This window comes from Natronosalvus caseinilyticus (assembly GCF_017357105.1).
GTDB classification, from domain to species: Archaea; Halobacteriota; Halobacteria; order Halobacteriales; family Natrialbaceae; genus Natronosalvus; species Natronosalvus caseinilyticus.
Genome location: NZ_CP071596.1, coordinates 2,231,487 through 2,248,942, shown reverse-complemented (window position 1 = coordinate 2,248,942; position 17,456 = coordinate 2,231,487). Strand labels below are relative to the sequence as shown.

General features: G+C 66.3%; 12 protein-coding genes. 5 read left to right on the top strand and 7 right to left on the bottom strand.

The features are described 5' to 3' along the window. Positions 1 to 16: 16 nt before the first annotated feature. The 3 genes from J1N60_RS10820 to J1N60_RS10810 all read right to left on the bottom strand — a co-directional run bounded on the left by J1N60_RS10820 (position 17) and on the right by J1N60_RS10810 (position 3,130). Complete coding sequence (locus tag J1N60_RS10820; RefSeq protein ID WP_312907353.1) at positions 17 to 661, bottom strand: DUF447 domain-containing protein; 645 nt, start codon at positions 659 to 661, stop codon at positions 17 to 19. Beyond that, entirely contained in the window at positions 658 to 1,512 is an 855-nt protein-coding gene (locus J1N60_RS10815) for a triphosphoribosyl-dephospho-CoA synthase (protein WP_312907351.1), read from the bottom strand. Before J1N60_RS10815 ends, J1N60_RS10820 begins: the two co-directional genes overlap by 4 nt. An 82-nt stretch (positions 1,513 to 1,594) precedes the next feature. Then, positions 1,595 to 3,130: a PQQ-binding-like beta-propeller repeat protein gene (locus tag J1N60_RS10810; protein WP_312907349.1), complete on the bottom strand. Its 1,536-nt coding sequence runs from the start codon at positions 3,128 to 3,130 to the stop codon at positions 1,595 to 1,597. 412 nt (positions 3,131 to 3,542) lie between these two features. On the opposite strand from J1N60_RS10810, the gene J1N60_RS10805 reads away from it, so the two are divergent. Beyond that, positions 3,543 to 5,738 (top strand): CDC48 family AAA ATPase, encoded by a 2,196-nt coding sequence (locus tag J1N60_RS10805; protein ID WP_312907348.1) that lies wholly within the window; start codon positions 3,543 to 3,545, stop codon positions 5,736 to 5,738. Positions 5,739 to 5,826: 88 nt separating this feature from the next. Here J1N60_RS10805 and J1N60_RS10800 read toward each other — a convergent pair whose 3' ends face one another. From J1N60_RS10800 to J1N60_RS10790, 3 genes are all read right to left on the bottom strand, one after another. After that, entirely contained in the window at positions 5,827 to 6,552 is a 726-nt protein-coding gene (locus J1N60_RS10800) for a protein sorting system archaetidylserine decarboxylase (RefSeq protein ID WP_312907346.1), read from the bottom strand. Positions 6,553 to 6,646: 94 nt separating this feature from the next. Beyond that, the gene (locus tag J1N60_RS10795) at positions 6,647 to 9,472 is read right to left on the bottom strand and encodes a DEAD/DEAH box helicase (RefSeq protein ID WP_312907344.1); all 2,826 of its coding nucleotides are present in this window, start codon (positions 9,470 to 9,472) and stop codon (positions 6,647 to 6,649) included. 5 nt (positions 9,473 to 9,477) lie between these two features. Continuing rightward, on the bottom strand, positions 9,478 to 9,600 hold the full coding sequence (locus J1N60_RS10790) for a hypothetical protein (protein WP_312907343.1): 123 nt from the start codon (positions 9,598 to 9,600) through the stop codon (positions 9,478 to 9,480). Positions 9,601 to 9,611: 11 nt separating this feature from the next. On the opposite strand from J1N60_RS10790, the gene J1N60_RS10785 reads away from it, so the two are divergent. From J1N60_RS10785 to J1N60_RS10775, 3 genes are all read left to right on the top strand, one after another. Beyond that, complete coding sequence (locus tag J1N60_RS10785) at positions 9,612 to 10,790, top strand: tRNA sulfurtransferase (RefSeq protein ID WP_312907341.1); 1,179 nt, start codon at positions 9,612 to 9,614, stop codon at positions 10,788 to 10,790. 304 nt (positions 10,791 to 11,094) lie between these two features. Then, positions 11,095 to 12,615 (top strand): outer membrane protein assembly factor BamB family protein, encoded by a 1,521-nt coding sequence (locus J1N60_RS10780; RefSeq protein WP_312907340.1) that lies wholly within the window; start codon positions 11,095 to 11,097, stop codon positions 12,613 to 12,615. 586 nt (positions 12,616 to 13,201) lie between these two features. Beyond that, positions 13,202 to 14,314 (top strand): glutamate-cysteine ligase family protein, encoded by a 1,113-nt coding sequence (locus J1N60_RS10775; protein ID WP_312907338.1) that lies wholly within the window; start codon positions 13,202 to 13,204, stop codon positions 14,312 to 14,314. A gap of 103 nt (positions 14,315 to 14,417) precedes the next feature. On the opposite strand, the gene J1N60_RS10770 is transcribed toward J1N60_RS10775, so the two are convergent. Then, entirely contained in the window at positions 14,418 to 15,578 is a 1,161-nt protein-coding gene (locus J1N60_RS10770) for an aminopeptidase P family protein (protein ID WP_312907337.1), read from the bottom strand. 217 nt (positions 15,579 to 15,795) lie between these two features. Here J1N60_RS10770 and J1N60_RS10765 point away from each other — a divergent pair, with 217 nt between their 5' ends. After that, a complete protein-coding gene (locus J1N60_RS10765; RefSeq protein WP_312907336.1) occupies positions 15,796 to 17,451 on the top strand; it encodes an alpha,alpha-trehalose-phosphate synthase (UDP-forming) in 1,656 nt (551 codons plus the stop codon). The last annotated feature ends 5 nt before the right edge of the window (positions 17,452 to 17,456 follow it).

The following is a 17,456-nucleotide window of genomic DNA, read 5'->3' as shown; positions in this document are numbered from 1 at the left end:
ATTCCGTGAGCGCCTTCTAAAGCCATTCGTTCTCGTCTCGCGCCCGCGCCGACGGGTCCCACTCGCTGTACGCCACGAGATTCGCGAACGCCGCCCGCTCCCTGGCTCCGCCAGCCCGGCCGACTACCTCGAGGGAGTGCTCGAGTCGCTCCTCGAGCCGCGTGCGATCGTAGCCCTCGACGCCCAGCCGGGAGGCTGCGACAGTCGCCTCGATCACGGCGCCGAAGCCACGATTGATCGGGATCGGCGTCACCGACTCGCGTTCGATGGCCGATTCGCGTGGCTCGAGCGTCCAGGCCGCCCAGTCGGTGCCGTCGGCCGTGCCCGTATCGACTTGCTCGACCGCCACGCGAGCCCAGGCGTCGGCGGACTCGAGTATCGGGTCCTCGCGTTCGGTGATCGAGAGCGCGGCGGCGACGAAGTCGACCGGGTCGCGGGTGAACTGGACGTAGCCCTCGCCTCGCCGCTCGAAGTTCCGGCGCGTTCGCGTGTTCCCCCAGGTTCTGGCAGTGGCGGGGTCGTCGGCGAACACGCCGAGGGCGGCGACGTTCCACAGCCCGTTGGGCCCGAGCGTGGTGACGACGGTTTCGCTGACGCCGCGTAGCTCGAGTGGCCACCCGACGGTGTTCGCGCCGTCGTCTACGGTTCCCGGATCGCTCATACCTCGACCGTTTCGTGCTCGAGGGCGATGAATAGCCCGGCCGCGGTGAGATCCGCCGTCGTCCCCGGGTTGATCCCACGGTCGACCAGCTCGTCGGCGAACGCCTCGACCGCCGGCCGATCGTCCGCGAGGACGTCCCGCTCGTGGAGCGTTGCAGCGCGGTCGGTCACCTCGACCGCGACGTCCTCGCCGTGGCGGGCGGCGACGAGCGTATCCGGTCGCTCTGCGAGCAACGAGAGGAAGACTGAAGCGGCGCGCTCGAGGATGGGACCCTCGGCCGCAGCGAGGCGGTCGGCTGCCGCGAACGACCGCTCGAACCCGCGAACCCACTCGCGAGCGACGTCGTCACCGGGGACGCTTCGATCCATCACGTCGTACAGCGTCAGTTCGCGCGCCTCGAGCGCCGGAATCGCGTCGCTCCCGCGGCGCACGTCGAGAGGTTCCATGTCAGCCGGCGGGTCGCCAACGAAGACGTCGACGTGATCGAACGCGCGATAGAACGCCGCCGCGTCGGCGACGGTCGTCGACTCGACGACGGCCTCGGTGGCGGACCGGGTCAGGTCGTCACCGACTCGAGCCGTTCGAACCAGCGGAACGAGCAAGAGCAGTGCCCCGAACTGCGTGTTGCCGCCCTCCTGTTCGGCCATCCCTTCGACGGCACGTTGGAACGACGGGCCGACGGGCGCGCCGTCGGCCGCCATCTCGAGGCCGCCACGAGCGCCCACGGCCCCCGCGAGGAAGTGTTCGAAGCGCAAGTCCTTGAGGTCGCGGTTGCGATCGACGTTCCCGGGTTTTGGGGTGCCGGCGACCTCGAGCAAGAGCGCGAGTTCGGCGGTTCGATCCGGTCGCATGCCTACACCTGCACGCCGGCGGGGCTTAGGCGTACGTGTCTCGTGGCCGCCGAGTCGTTTCGCGTACCGTCGCTACTGACGCCTAGCACTCCTCCGGATCGGTGACGATCAGTGTCCCCGTCTCGGTCACGTCGTTCGCGGAGGCGATCCAGTCGTGTTCACCCGCCCCGAGATCCCTGCTCGTGACGATGAAGTGAACGGCGTCGGTCTCGCCACCGTCCAGCTCGAGGGAAACCGACTCGTCGTACGGACCGATCTCGAGTCGGACCTCGATCGTGGTCGTCTCGTTTCGTCGGTTCGTCACGGTAACGTCGAAGTCCGTGCCGTCTTCGTCGGGGTCGGGATCGGCGTCTTCCCGGTACTCGATCGATTCTGGGGCCTGAACCAAGAGATGGGGTGGATTGTTGTTCTGGTCCTCGTCCCCATCTTCGGACGGTCGGAGGGCCGCGATCCTGTCCCGCATCGAGACGTACAGTGCGTCCCCGTCGGAGACGTACGTCATGTCCGGCCACATCGCCCCCTTGTAATCCTCGACGCCGAGTTTCGCGAGCGAAAACGACCAGAGTTCGTCCCCGTTTTCGATATCGAATCCGTACAACTCTGGCTGTTCACTCGAATACGGGTGGTACGCGATGATGACGGTTCGATCAATGACGATCGGGCGACCCCACGCATCCGTCGAGCCGCCGATCGACCACCGGTAGTCCGTATCGTAGTGGTACGCTCCGAAGCCGTGCCTGCCCGCCCGGACTCTCGCCGAGTCGGTGACCGCAAGCGGAAACCGATACGAGACCTCACCGACCCGTTCGCCTGTTTGCACGTCGAGAACGGGGAACTCCTCGCCGTCGCTGATCCTACCCGTAAAGAGGCGTCCTGCCCCGACGGTGAGGTCGTCGTGGTAGCCTCCGGTCGAGTTGGGATACCGTTCCCGGTAGGTCCATTGCTCGTCACCCGTAACCGGGTCGAACGCCACGAATCCCGCCTCGCCGACCCCTGCGTAGATCGATTCCTCGTCGGCGGCGATCGGCGTCGATGCGAACCGGGCCGTTTTCTCGCCGTCGCGGGTCTCGAGCGTGACCGACTCTCGCTCCCACCGGATCGAGCCGTCGGCCCGGTCGAGCGCGTACAGCGTCTCGTCGACGACGACGTACACCGTCTCGTATGCGACGACCGGATCCGGAACCGAAACCTCGCTATCGGACTCGAAGCCCGCTCGCCAGCGAACCTCGCCCGTCGAAGCCTCGAGTGCCGTCACGGTATCACCGCCAACGTAGACGGCGTCGTCGACCACCGCCGGCGTCCCCGCGGCACCGACGTCGTCGCTCTCCCACCGTACCGTGCCGTCCTCGGCCTCGAGTGAGTGTACTTCCCCGTCAGTTCGAAGGTAGACGGCCCCATCGACGACGGCGACGTCTCCCGTGTAGTCGTACTCCCAGGCGACAGACGTCGGCGCGGGCAACCAGCCATCGAGCGGGATAGCCGACGAGTTTTTGATACCTCCGTGATGGGAGGACCAGCCACGTTGCGCTTCGAACGAGCGTTCCGGCTCCTCGGTCTCCTGTGTCGCTCCGGCGGAGACGAGAATGCTCCCAGTCGCGAGTGCTGCACCTGATGCCAAAACGGATCGTCGTTTCCAGGACGACATACGGGCGAAAAACGGACCTCTTCCTATTCCTATGCAGGTGTTTATCCGAACGTTTCACGCAGGGAAACTGTTGTTCGCGCTGTAACTATAGCGCCGGCACGGGATCGGTCGACCGTCGAGGGCGAGGCGGCGACCGACTCCACGAAGCGGGCTTCCGCTCGAGCAATCGGTATTGTCCACCTGTCGTTTCGGACGACGGCACGGAAATTGAACGGCGGATGTGGCGGATTCCAGCGGGTCACGGTCGACGTTTCCAGTGTGACTCGCCCTCGCGTCTCGAGAAATCCCACTCCCGACACCGGTCGATGGACACTCACCCGTCGATCATCGAACGCGTCGTCGCTGGTGGGAAATTCTCAAGGCGACTCCCCCACAACGATCTGTCATGATCGAGACGGACGACGGCGTCACGCTGACCGTGCGCGCGGCGGAGAAGCGCGACGCCGGCCGTGGCGTCGCACGGATCCCCGAGACGGCGCGGCGAAACCTCGGCGTGTTGAGCGGCGACACCGTCGTCATCGAGGGTGAGGGGCGAACCGTCGCGAAGATGTGGCCGGCGGATCCGGCGATCCCGGAGCAGGTCGTCCAGATCGACGCCGATACCCGCGCGAACGCTGGCGTGAACGTGGGCGACACCGTCGAGGTGCGAGCGACGGACGGCTCGTCCATTCGGGAGGCCGAAACCGTTACGCTCTCGCCGCCGCCGTCGCTGAGCGACGCCGAGTCGCGACTGGCCGAGCGCGTCGCCAACCAGAAACTGCGCAACCGGCCGATTCGCGCCGGCGAACAGATCCGGATCGAGGGCGTCGCGGCCGACCCCTTCACCGTCGTCGAGACCGAACCCGCGGGCGACGTCCAGATCACCGGCTCCACGACCGTGCTGGTCTTCGACGACACCGATACCGACGGCGCCGACGCACCGAGTTCGACGCCGTCTCGAGACGTCGACGACGGACGCGAATCGGCAGGGACGGCGGCCAAGCCGAATCGACCATCGGGCGTCACCTACGAGGACATCGGCGGCCTCGACGAGGAACTCGAGCAGGTCCGGGAGATGATCGAGTTACCGATCTCCGAACCCGAGCTGTTCAAGCGCCTCGGGGTCGAGCCGCCGTCGGGCGTCCTGCTGTACGGACCGCCTGGCACGGGGAAAACACTGATCGCCCGCGCAGTGGCCAACGAGGTCGAGGCCAACTTCGTCACCATCTCCGGGCCGGAGATCATGTCGAAGTACAAGGGCGAGTCCGAGGAGCAACTTCGACGGACCTTCCAGGAGGCACGCGAGAACGCCCCGACAATCATCTTCTTCGACGAAATCGACTCCATCGCGGGGACGCGCGACGACGACGGCGACGCCGAGAACCGAATCGTCGGCCAGTTGCTGACCCTGATGGACGGCCTCGACGCCCGGGGCGAGGTGATCGTCATCGGGGCGACGAACCGGGTGGACACCATCGACCCTGCTCTCCGGCGTGGCGGGCGCTTCGACCGCGAGATCCAGATCGGCGTCCCGGACGTGGACGGCCGACGCGAGATCCTCGAGGTTCACACCCGCGGGATGCCCCTTGCTGACGACGTCGACGTCAACAAAATCGCGAGTCGGACCCACGGCTTCGTCGGCGCGGACCTCGATTCGGTCGTCACCGAGGCCGCGATGGCCGCCATCCGTCGCCGTCCCACCGACGCCGACGACCGCGCGGCCTGGAGTGCGAATCCCACGGTTACCCGGGCGGACTTCGACACCGCGCTCGCGGCCGTCGAACCCTCCGCGATGCGCGAGTACGTCGCCGAGTCGCCCAACACCGACTTCGCGGACGTCGGCGGCCTCGAGGACGCCAAACAGGTCCTCCGGGAGTCCGTCGAGTGGCCGCTGACCTACGAGCGACTCTTCGATCGGACGAACACCGATCCGCCGTCGGGCGTTCTCCTCTACGGGCCGCCAGGAACGGGGAAGACGCTTCTGGCTCGGGCACTCGCCGGCGAGACGGACGTCAACTTCGTACGCGTCGACGGCCCGGAGATCGTCGACCGCTACGTCGGCGAAAGCGAGAAGGCGATCCGCAAGGTGTTCGAGCGCGCCCGCCAGTCGGCCCCCTCGATCGTCTTCTTCGACGAGATCGACGCCATCGCGGCCAATCGCGACGACGGTCACGAGGTGACCGACCGCGTCGTCTCCCAGCTGCTGACCGAACTCGACGGCATGCGCGAGAACCCGAACCTCGTGGTGCTGGCGGCGACCAACCGCAAGGACCACCTCGACCCGGCCTTGCTCCGGCCGGGCCGCCTCGACACGCACGTCCTCGTGCCAGAACCCGACCTCGAGGCCCGCCGCAAGATCCTCGAGGTCCACGGCCGCGGCAAGCCGTTCGGGGAGGACGTCGACCTCGACGCCCTCGCCGACGATCTCGACGGCTACACCGGGGCCGACCTCGAGGCGCTCGTCCGAGACGCCTCGATGCGAGCGATCCGCGAGGTCGCCACGAAGTATGGTCCCGACGAGGCGAACGACCACGCCGACGACGTGGTGGTCGAGCAGCGCCACTTCGAGGCGGCTCGAGAGGCGGTGGACGCCAAACGCTAACGGCTGGTGCTGGCCGGTCGACGGCTGGTGATGGCTGGCTGGTCGCCGCCTGTGCTGGCTGATCGGTCGGACATCAGCCAGTGGACGATCAGGGCCTCGAGCCGCCGGCGTCGAGTCCGTCGTTGTCCGACAGCAGATTTTCGTCAGTCTCGAGGATCACCGTCTCTCCAGCAATCATCTTCTGGCCCGGCTCGACCGCCAGGTCCTCGGGGTCGACTGTGGGTGGAAACACCACATCGACGCGGCTCCCGAACGCGATGTGGCCGATTCGCTGGCCGCGCTCGAGCGAGTCACCGGGTTCGACGTAGGGGTGGATACGGCGGGCGAACGCGCCGGCGATGAACGTGACCTCGGCTTCCGTCGGTCGTTCCTGGGTTTCGGTTTTGTTGGCGCTCGAGTTGGAGGTCTCTTCGTCGTCCTCGGAAAACGTCCCCTCTGCAGGCTCGAGGTGCAAATGAACTTTCTCGTTCCGGTCGGAGTCCTTCGAGAACGCGGGTTTGAATCCGCCCGGCGAGTGCTCTACGTCCCGAACCGTGGCGTCGAACGGCGCACGGACGACGTGGACGTTGTGGACGTTCATGAACGTCCCCAGCCGAAACCGGTCGCCCTCGGTCCGCATAACGGATACCTTTCCGTCGGCAGGTGCGACGACGCCGGACAGGGGCGGCGTTCGCTCGGGGTCGCGAAAGAACGCGAGCGTCCCGACGCCGAGCAGGAGGGTCGCGATGCCGACGCCGACGCTGATGAGGTAGGCGAACGGGGCCACGACCAGCGGAACGATGGCGTAGCGCCACGCGCCCGGCGCGAACTTCATAGTCGGGCGAACGCGGCGTGAACGCATGGGCGTTACGACCGCGGCTCGAGAGGAACCGATTCCCGCTCGAGCCTGACGCCGTACTCGATTCCAGTCAGTCCCAGAACGCCTTCGTCCGGGCGTACTGGCGCTCCTTCTCGAGGATGTCCCGGTAGAAGTCGGCTTCGTTCTCGCGAAGACGGCTGATGATCTGCGCGGCGTTGTGCGGGCCGACGCCGCGGGCGGACATGGCGACGACGGCCTGCTTGCCGTGGCTCTGGACCAGATTCGCATTTTTCACCGCGCGACGGGTCAGCTCCTCCTGTTCCTCGTCCTTCGAGTCGGCCCGGACGGCCTGGAGGACGTCGTCAGCCCACGGACTCAGCGCCGCCACGCGCGTCGATCCGCAGTTCGGGCACTCGGGCTGTTCTGCGACCCGCTTCACTTTCGTCCGCGAGTACCACTCTCGACAGTGGGTACACAGCAGGGTCACCCGGTCGTCCTGCAGGCGCTCCTTGACGGTCTGGATGACGCTCGCGTCGGCGTTCTCGGGGACCAGCAGTTCCTTGCCACCGGAGCGGCCCGCGCTCCCGATGGCTGTCCGGCCGCGAACCGTCTCGAGCGATATCTCGCCGGACTGGAGACGCGAGAGGACGCGACTCGCGCCCGTCACGTCGAGGTCCTCGTGGAACACCTCGCGGATCGACTCGGCGTACATCGGCGTGTCCTCGAGCGCCTTGAGCAACCGCTCGTTCGACATGCGGCCGGATCCCTGCCAGCGCTTGAGCGCGCCGAACTTCGCCGAGACCTGCGAGAGGCGGTAGGCGAGGGCGTCCGACCCCTTCAATCCCAGTTCGACGATGGTGCCGACGTGGTCGGGGTCCGTCTCGGTCAAGACGGCCACGATATCGCTCGTCGCCACGTCGGTCGGCACCTCGAGTTCGATCCGGTAGGGGTCGGTGTCGAGCCCGATCGACGATCCCGACTGCTGGCCGAGAAGGGCCGAGAGCACCCGGCCGAGCGTCTCGTTCGTCCGGTGACCGAAGCAAACGTTGCAGACGACCGTCCGTCCCTGTCGCTCGAGCACGATTCGGTCGTGGGTCGGCATCGGCGCCTCGCCCTCGAGCTGTTTCCGGAGCCCAGAGACGGCCCCGAGGAGCGTCGAATCGTCGCCCGGGTAGCGCCCACCGAGGTCGCGAGCGACGGGCGCGTCGTCGGCACCGGTCTCGAGTTGCGAGCTGACGGTCCCGCGGATCTCGCCGACCTCCTGGGCGACCGGTTCTGGGACGGGAATTTCCTGGCCGATCCAGGAGGGGACCTCGCCGGCGGGGTCCTCGATGGGCGTGACCCGTACTCGCTCCTCGTCGTCGTCGATTTCGACGATGCGCCACATCTCCCCGCGCTGGATGAAGACGGCCCCCGGCTGACCGAACGTCGTGACGAAGCGTTCGTCTAAGGTGCCGATCTGGCCGCTCGAGGCGATGTCGTGGACCTCGTAGGTTGCCTCGTCGGGGATCATCGAGAGGTTGGCGTAGACGTACTGCCAGGTGCCGCCGGTAGTTTCCACTCTGTCGGTACTCTCGTCGAACCAGACGATTCGATTCCGGTGAAGCTCCGAGAGGACGCTCCGGAGGGCCGACTCCTCGAGGTCGCGGAACGGATAGGCGCGGGCAAACAGGTCGCGGATCTCCGTCAGGTGGCGCGACCCCGTCGACTGGACGATCCCCGGAATCTGGTTGGCGACCACGTCGAGGCTCCCGTCGTGGATCTCGGCCGGTTCGACCTCACCCGCGCTCGCCCGGCGAGCGATGGCCAGTGCCTCGAGCGTGTCGTCCGGCCGGGTCGTCACGATGGTCCCCCGCGAGACCTGGTCGCGGCGGTGGCCTGCCCGTCCGATTCGCTGGAGCAGTCGCGAGACCTGGCGCGGGCTCTGGTACTGGATCACGTGGTCGATCCGGCCCACGTCGATCCCGAGTTCCATCGAGGAGGTACACAGCAGCGCGTCGAGGCCGCCGGCTTTGAATCGATCCTCGACGTCGATCCGGGCCTCTTTCGAGAGCGAGCCGTGGTGGACGCCGATCGGCAAGTCGAGGCGGGTGAACCGTGAGCCGAGCGCCTCGGCCGTCTGGCGGGTGTTGACGAAGATGAGCGTGGACTCGTTTTCGGCGACGAGGTCCCGGATGAATCGGACGTGGCTGGCCGTCGTCGCATCGGTGGCGAGTTCGCCCGCGAGTCGGTGGTCTTCCTCCGTGATCTCGGGCTGACGAACCCGCACGTCGATCCGGCTCCCGACGTCGATTTCGCGTATCGTACACGATCTGTCCCCGGTGAGGAACTGGCCGACCGATTCGGGGTCGCCGACGGTCGCGGAGAGTCCGATTCGCTGGAACGAGCCCGAGAGTTCGCGGAGTCGCTCGAGCCCCACCGCCAACTGGGCGCCCCGCTTGGAGGCGGCGAGTTCGTGAACCTCGTCGATCACGACGTGGGAGACGTCCTCGAGCCCTTCCCGAAGGCGCTCGCCGGTGAGCATCGCCTGGAGCGTCTCGGGAGTCGTCACGAGCACGTCGGGCGGATTCTCGGCCTGTTTTCCGCGCTGGTACTGGGTGGTGTCGCCGTGACGGACGTCCACCTCGAGGCCGAGGTACTCGCCCCACCACTCGAGGCGCTCGCGCATGTCGCGGTTGAGCGCCCGCAGCGGGGTGACGTAGAGCGCACCGAACCCGTCTGGCGGATCGGCGACGAGGTCGTCGAAGACGGGAAGCATCGCCGTCTCGGTCTTGCCACTCCCCGTGGGCGCGATTACGAGTGTGTGTTCGCCGGCCGCCAGCGGCGGAATCGCGAGTCGCTGTGGCGCCGTCGGCGTCGCGAACCCGCGTTCGGAGAGGGCCTCCCGGACGCTCGAGCCGAGGTGGGTGAAGGCGGCGACGTCCCCGTTGGTCATCGATTCTAGCAGGCGCCGAACGAGGATAAAAGCCGTGTTACCGGCCCGACGTGCACTGTGTTCTCGAGCGTCTCGCCCGCCAGTACCGCGGCCTCGTCGCTCGTAATCCCCTTATACGCCGGACCCATTACTCCCCTCCATGCACCCGCCCGGCGCCGACACCGTCCTCGTCCGACACGGGGACCTCAACACGAAGAGCAACACCGTCAAGCGGTACATGCTCGACTTCCTGCTCGAGAACCTCGAGGCCGTCCTCGCGGACCGCTCGGTGACCGGCGACGTGGAGGGCAACTGGAACCGGCCGCTGATTCACACCACCGAGGACGCCGTGGAGGCTGCGGCCGCCGCGGCCGCCGACGTCTTCGGGGTCGTCTCGACCAGCCCCGCAATCGTCGTCGAGGCCGACCTCGAGACGATCTGCGACGCGCTCGCCGAGACCGCTCACGCCCGTTACGACGGCGGCAGTTTCGCCGTCGACGCCACCCGCGCGGACAAGCGCCTGCCGTTTACGAGCGAGGACGTCGCCCGACAGGGTGGCACCGCGGTCTGGGAGGCCGTCGAGGACGAGTTCGAACCCGAGGTCGACCTCGAGGACCCCGACCTCACCTTCGGCGTCGAGGTTCGCGACGAGGCGGCCTACGTCTACCTCGAGCGCCTCGAGGGGCCGGGCGGCCTGCCCCTTCGATCGCAGGCGCCGATGGTGGCGCTCGTCAGCGGCGGTATCGACTCCCCCGTCGCGGCTTACGAGATGATGCGTCGAGGCTCGCCGGTGATCCCGGTCTACGTCGCACTGGGCGACTACGGCGGCCCGGATCACGAGGCGCGAGCAATCGAGACCGTCCGCTCGCTCTCGCGGTACGCGCCGAACGTCGACCTGAGCGTCTACCGCGTGCCTGGCGGGGAAACCGTCTCCCTGCTCGCGGAGACGATGGAAGAGGGGCGGATGCTCTCCCTGCGGCGATTCTTCTACCGGATCGCCGAGCAGATCGCTGAAGAACACGGCGCGAGCGGAATCGTCACCGGCGAGGCAATCGGCCAGAAGTCGAGCCAGACGGCCCAGAACGTCGCCGTCACGAGTCGTGCGACGCGACTGCCGATCCACCGACCCCTTCTCACGCGAGACAAACAGGAAATCGTCGCGCAGGCCCGCGAGATCGGCACCTACCGCGACTCGACGATCAACGCCGGCTGTAACCGGATCGCGCCGGACCGCGCCGAGACGAACGCCCGTCTCGACCGGTTGCTCGAGGTCGAGCCAGACGACCTGTTCGAACGTGCTGAAGCGGCGGCAGCGAGCGCCGAGCGGATCGAGCTGTAGCGAACTCGAGGTTCGGACGCCGTTCGCCGGCGAAACTGAACGCTGGCGTCGCCTATACTATACAAACTATAGCGTATCAGAATCCCCTTCGCGGGAACTCTGTTCGAATACGCTTCGATCGACGACTGACCATACGGCAACCGAAACGGTGTCGGCGCCGTGACGACCACTTTCGTTCATTTCTCGACGATAGTGTTCCACAGCGTGATAGTTCAGCACAACGAAATAGTTCTCGAGCGTGCAATCTGGTCATATCCGTCCGATAATAATAACACAAATTAATAATCACCGTGGCATGGCAGGTTTGAACCGCCGTACGGTACTGTCAGCAGGCGCAACGCTTTCGACAACCGGAGTTCTCGCATCGGTCGGGTCAGTCCTCGCCGACGAGCACGGAGAAGGCGACGAGGATAGCGTCGAGGACGGAGACGGTTCTCATCGCGAACGTCCGACCGAAATCGCCTGGCGGTACGACGGGGCGCACGACCTCGGTTCGACCGTGATCGCCGACGACCGCATCTACACCCTGGCCCAGGGAGGCGTAACCGCACTCGACGCCGAGGACGGCTCGAGCGAGTGGAAGACGGGCGACATCGGCGCCGAACGAACGCTCTCGATCGACGGCGACGCGCTCTACGTGGGTGGTGACCCGATCCAGGCAATCGACGCCGAGACCGGCGAGGTACGCTGGGAGAGCGAGATCGACAGTCCCGAGCTGGCGGTCGGTCACGGCATGGTCTACACCGCGAGCGAGCACGCCGTTTACGCGCTCGACGCCGAAGACGGTTCGATTCGGTGGGAGCGCGAGCGCGTCGAAGTAGAGACGGACGACGGGACGGAAACGGCCGAAGAATTGCAGTTCGGCGACGTCTCCGACGATGCCGTCTACGTGTTCGATTCGTCCTACGCACCTGGACGCGCAGGGATGTTCGCCGGGCTCGATCCAGAGACGGGCGAGACGGTGGTCACGGTCGACCACGACGAGTCGGTCACTCAACTCATCGCCGGCTCGGGCTACGTCGCCCTCTTCCCCGGTTACGACGCCACCTCTCTCTACGATATGGACACCCGGGAGGTCGTCGCCAGTACGTCCAGGACGCTCGATCACACCATCGTCGACGAGACGTACTTCGCGCTCGGCAGGGACGGGACACTCTCGGCGTTCGATCTCTCCGAGAGCGCCGAACACGTCTGGACCCTCGATCAATACCACAGCCTCCCCGCACTCGAGGACGAAACGGTGCTCACGGTGTACGGTCCGGACTCGGCCGACATGCCCAACGACGAAGACGACGAGGATCGGGTGATCGCCTACGACCTCGAGACCGGCGAGGAACGCTGGCGGTACGCGTTCGACGAGCGCGAGTGGGTCGGGACGGAGGAGTCGATCGTCGCCGACGAAAACACCGTTTACGTCAGTCGCGAGGGGGAATTACTGGCCCTTCGAACCGAGGACGAATCTGACGACGGCAAGGAAGACCCCGACGAAGACGATCCGGCCGACGACGATCCGGAAGAGGAACCCGGTGACGAGGAACCGACGTCGATCGATCTCTCGGTAACCGGCCCGGATTCGATCGCTCACGAAGAGTCGGCCGACTTCACCGTCACCCTGTGTAACGACGGCGCGGAGTCGGTCGAACTCGACGTGACGCTCGAGGTCGAGGATCGCACCCGGTCCGGAACGGTCGAGATTGCGGGCGAGGACTGCATCTCGAGTACCTTCACCGTCGCCGGGAGCGACCTCCCGACGGGCGACGTCGAGTGGGCGATTGTCGCGGGCGAGCAACGCGTCGACGGGATGCTGACCGTCGAGGGCTGCTGACGAGTCCGTTTGCCCGATTCGAGTCGCGGTCGACGAGCTTCCTCGCTCGACGAATGGTTGCCCGGTCGATTCGATCCTTTCGCAGGCAGAGAGGCTCGGGTACCTGGCTCGTAAGTTCGTACGTCTCGAGCGATTGCTCGAGGTCGAACCCGACGACCTGTTCGAGCGCGCCGAAGCGGCAGCGGTGAGCGCCGAGCGGGTCGTCGCCGTTCCGAGACTGCGCAATCACGCCTGGAAATCGCTGAGAGAGAACTCGCATCGCTGTGGATTTGGACTACGGAACGATTCGGAACGCCGTTGCAGTTCCCCTGTTCGTGGGGAGCAGTAACTTGCACCTCTGTTCGAACGTCCCTCCAGAATCGGTGACACCGCGTACGACTGATAGCCGGCCTGACGTTCGAGTCGCCAAGTATCTGTAATCACGACAGATCACATCCGGCCTAATTACTTTGGAGGAGGGGTCTTCCCGCTCACTCGGTTGATTTCTGTACGGTCGTACGGCGACAGATCCCCGTTTTCGGGGTCGATCCCATGCCGTCGTCGCTGTGATGTGAAACCGCTCACCGTGCAGTAACTCACCAACACTATGAAACTCAGTCTCGAACTCGAATACTGGACCGTCGACGATACGGGTGCACTCGCACCTGCAAAACCGGTGCTCGACCGCATCGACGACCTTCACGCCGAGAGCGCAGACCCCGTGCTCGAGGTCGTCACCGACCCGTGCGACACCATCCCTGAACTACGGGAGGAGGTCGCGTGCAGACTCCAGGAAGCGATCGACGTCGGGCGAGAAGAGGGACGCCACCTCGTCCCGCTCAGTACGCCGCTCAACGCCGGTTCGTTCGGCACGAGCGAGACGCCTCGGACGCGGATTCAGCGTCAGGTTCTCGGTGACGCGTTCGAGAAGGCCACCCACTGCGCCGGCACCCACCTCCACGTCGACCAGATCGAGGGGGCCGAAGCCGACCAGTTGAACCTCCTGACTGCACTGGACCCGGCGTTTGCGCTCGCCGGGAGTTCCACGTACCACCAGGGAGAGAAGGTGGCTGCCTGTGCGCGCCCCCACGTCTACCGGCGGACGTGTTACGGCGACCACCCTCGACTCGGTCGATTGTGGCCCTACGCAGAGGACGTAGGCGAGTGGAACGACCGGATCGACGCCACGTTCGACGACTTTCGCCGCCAGGCGATTGCCGAAGGCATCGATCGAGAGACGTTCGACGAGCACTTTACGCCGGAGGATACGATCTGGGCACCGGTTCGGTTGCGCGACGAATTCGACACGATCGAATGGCGGGCCCCGGACGTCGCACTCCCTGGACAGGTCCTGCAACTCGCCGAAGACGTTCGAGACATCTTGAGCCTCGTCGAGAGCAGATGCGTGGAGATCGGTGGACGTGGCGACGTTACGGGGTCGACCGTGTCGATTCCCGAGTTCGACCGAGTGAAACAGCACGTGAGTAACGCCATCGATTACGGGCTCGAGGCGCCTACTGTCGAGCGATACCTCGAGACGATGGGGTTCGACCCCTCCGCCTATCGTCCCCTCTCGACGGATCTCGAGGATGGACCTCGGCTGTCTCGAGCGCGAGCACGGCGACTTCGCCTTCGCTACGCCCACCGGCTCGAACGGGACGTCGACGCGCTCACCACCGAGCAGTCGCCAGCACGGTCTCCGGTTCTCCAGCCGGTCTGAACCAGCGTTTACTCTGCTGACGGTCTGCAGGCACCCATCAGTCTTCCTTCGCCGACGGTCCTCAGGTACACAGTAGCACCCAGTTGGACGGGTGCAACTCTTGTCACCGGCGAGCGCCCTCGCACGCCCAGTCCAGCGGCGTCGTATTCAACCGCTCGCAGCCGTCCTCCGTGACCACCACGAGGTCCTCGAGTCGGACTCCGAACTCGCCCTCGAGGTAGATTCCCGGCTCGACGCTGAAGACCATTCCCGGCTCGAGGGTCTGCTCGTTCCCCTCGACGATGTACGGCGGTTCGTGAACCTCGAGACCGACGCCGTGGCCGGTGCGGTGAACGAAGGCGTCGCCGTACCCTACGTCGTCGATAATCTCGCGAGCGACGGCGTCGACCGACTCCGCCGTGACGCCGGGTTCGACGTGCTCGATCGCCGCCCGCTGGGCGCGGGCGACAGTCTCGTGTACCTCCCGATACCCCTCGGGCGGTTCGCCGGCGAATACCAGCGTCCTGGTCTGGTCGCCGGGATAGCGGGCCTGGGCAGACTCGAGGTCCGCGTCGACGAACGCGCCGAAGTCGAGGACGACCGGCTCCCCGGCCTCGATGGGACGGTCGCTGGGCTGGTGGTGCGGGCGCGCTCCGTTCTCACCCGCGGCGACGATGGTGTCGAACGCGGGACCGCGGCCGCCCTCGGCCTCGAGCAGCCGATCGATCTCGTCGGCGAGTTCCCGTTCGGTCATCCCGACGACCGCCTCGCCGCGTTCGCGGAGCGTCATGGAGACGCGGTCGGCGAGGGCCCCTGCTCGTCGGAGGGTCGCCCGTTCAGTTCGATCCTTTTTCAGGCGAAGGGGCTCGAGCACATCGCTCGCGAGGTCGTACGTCGCGTCGGGAAACAGGCCGCGGACGTCCTTGGCGAACGTCGTCCAGAGGCGGTCGTCGAGGAAGATCGTCTCGCCGCCCCCGGGCCCCGCCTCGAGACCGGCGGATTCGAACACGCTCGCGAGCGCCTCGACGGGGTCGTCGCCATCGTCCCAGAGGACGACCCGATCGATGGGCGCGACCTCGAGTTCCGCCTCGTACATCGCAGGTGCGACCACGACCGGCGATCCGTCGCGGGGAACGACGGCCAGGAAGTGACGTTCGGACGGCGACTCCTCGACGCCCGTCAGATAGGTGAGCGCCGGACCGGGCGAGGCGACCAGTGCGGCGCCACCGCGGTCGGCGAGTCCTCGCTGGCACCGCCGTACTCGTTCGGCGAACGGCTCGTTCATAGCTGACGATGCGAGGGGAGCCCCTTGAACGTTGCTCGAGGTGTCGGTCGCTGATCGCTGATCCCAGGTCACTGGTTGGCACTGCTGGTCGCCGGTTGATGCAAGCCTCGATCGACCGTGAATGTCCCGGAAGGAGGCGGATCACGGAGGGCTATATCAATGGCCTGTGACTGCAGGCCGCGAACGAAACAGTAGGGCAAACGAGGAAATTTCATAGATGCGATCTACGGAGCGAGTAGCGGTGGCGGAGTCGAATCAAGCGAACGATTTACGGGACGACGGTCGACGGCTCGTGACCGACGGTGGCGTCGATTTCGACGCCCCGGAATCGCTGCTCGTCGTCTCGAATCGGCAGCCGTATCGTCACGAGTGGGCAGACGACGGTGATGGCGGTCACGGCGACAGCGGCGACAGCGGTGACAACGAAGCGAACGGAGCGGACGTCGACTCGAGCGAGCGTGACGTCACCGTCGACGAACCGACCGGCGGCCTGACCGCCGGACTCGACCCCGTAATGCGAGCGACCGGCGGCACGTGGATCGCGTGGGGCGACGGCAGCGCCGACCGCGCGGTCACCGACGAAAACGACCGCGTCGACGTCCCACCCGAAAGCGACGACCAGTACACGCTGCGGCGGGTCTGGCTCTCGGACGAGGCCGTCGACGGCTACTACACGGGCTACAGCAACCGCGTCCTCTGGCCGCTCTGTCACGGGATGACCGAACTGCTCGAGTTCCGTCCGACCGACCTCGAGTGGTATCGGCAGGTCAACCGACAGTTCGCCGACGCCGTCCTCGAAGAGGCCACCGACGAGTCCGTGATCTGGCTCCAGGACTACCACCTCGGACTCGCACCGTCGATGATCCAGGCGGCGGCGCCAGCGGGTGCGACGGTCGCTCAGTTCTGGCACATTCCGTGGCCGGATCCGTCGTCGTTCGCCGCCTGTCCCAACGCCCGTGAACTCCTCGTCGGACTGCTCGGATCCGACGTGTTCGGCTTCCACGTCGAGCGCTACGGGACGGCCTTCCTCGAGTGCGTCGAGGAAACGCTCCCGTCGGCGACGGTCGATTACCGCGAGCGTACCGTCGAGTACGACGGCCACGAGACGCGAATCGTCGCGACGCCGATGGGCGTCGATGCGAGCAGTTACGAGGAACGGGCCCGAACGATCGGAGACGACAGGTGGGATTCCCTGCGCGAACGGTACGCCATCCCCGACGGCTGTGCGGTCGGCCTGGGCGTCGACCGCCTTGACTATACCAAAGGGATCCCGGAGCGACTGGCCGCCCTCGAGCGCCTCTTCGAGGGGTATCCCGAGTGGCGCGAGTCGTTCACGTTCCTCCAGAAGGCGACGCCGAGTCGGACGGAGATTCCGAGCTACGATCGACTCGGGCGGCAGGTTCGGTCGACCGTCGACCGGATCAACGAGCGCTTCGGCACCGACGACTGGCAACCGATTGTCTACACGGAGGACTATCTCGACCGAGACGACCTCACCATGCTCTATCGGGAGGCCGACCTCATGGTCGTCAGTTCGGTTCGCGACGGCATGAATCTCGTCGCCCAGGAGTACGTCGCGTCCTCGATCGACGGCGACGGCGCACTCGTTCTCAGCGAGCACGCGGGAGCGGCGGACGCGCTCGGCTATCCGGCGTTCACGATCGACCCGGCGGACGTCGATCGATTCGCGCGAACGATCGCCGACGCCCTCGGGGCCCCGAAGAGCGAGCGCACGACCCGGATGGCCGCCCTGCGGAACTACGTCTTCGGACACGACCTCGAGTGGTGGATGGGCAAGCAGTTCGCCCACATCGAGGCAGCCCGATTTCCATCAGTCAACCGGCGAATGAGCGACGCGTCACGATCCCTCTGAGTTCC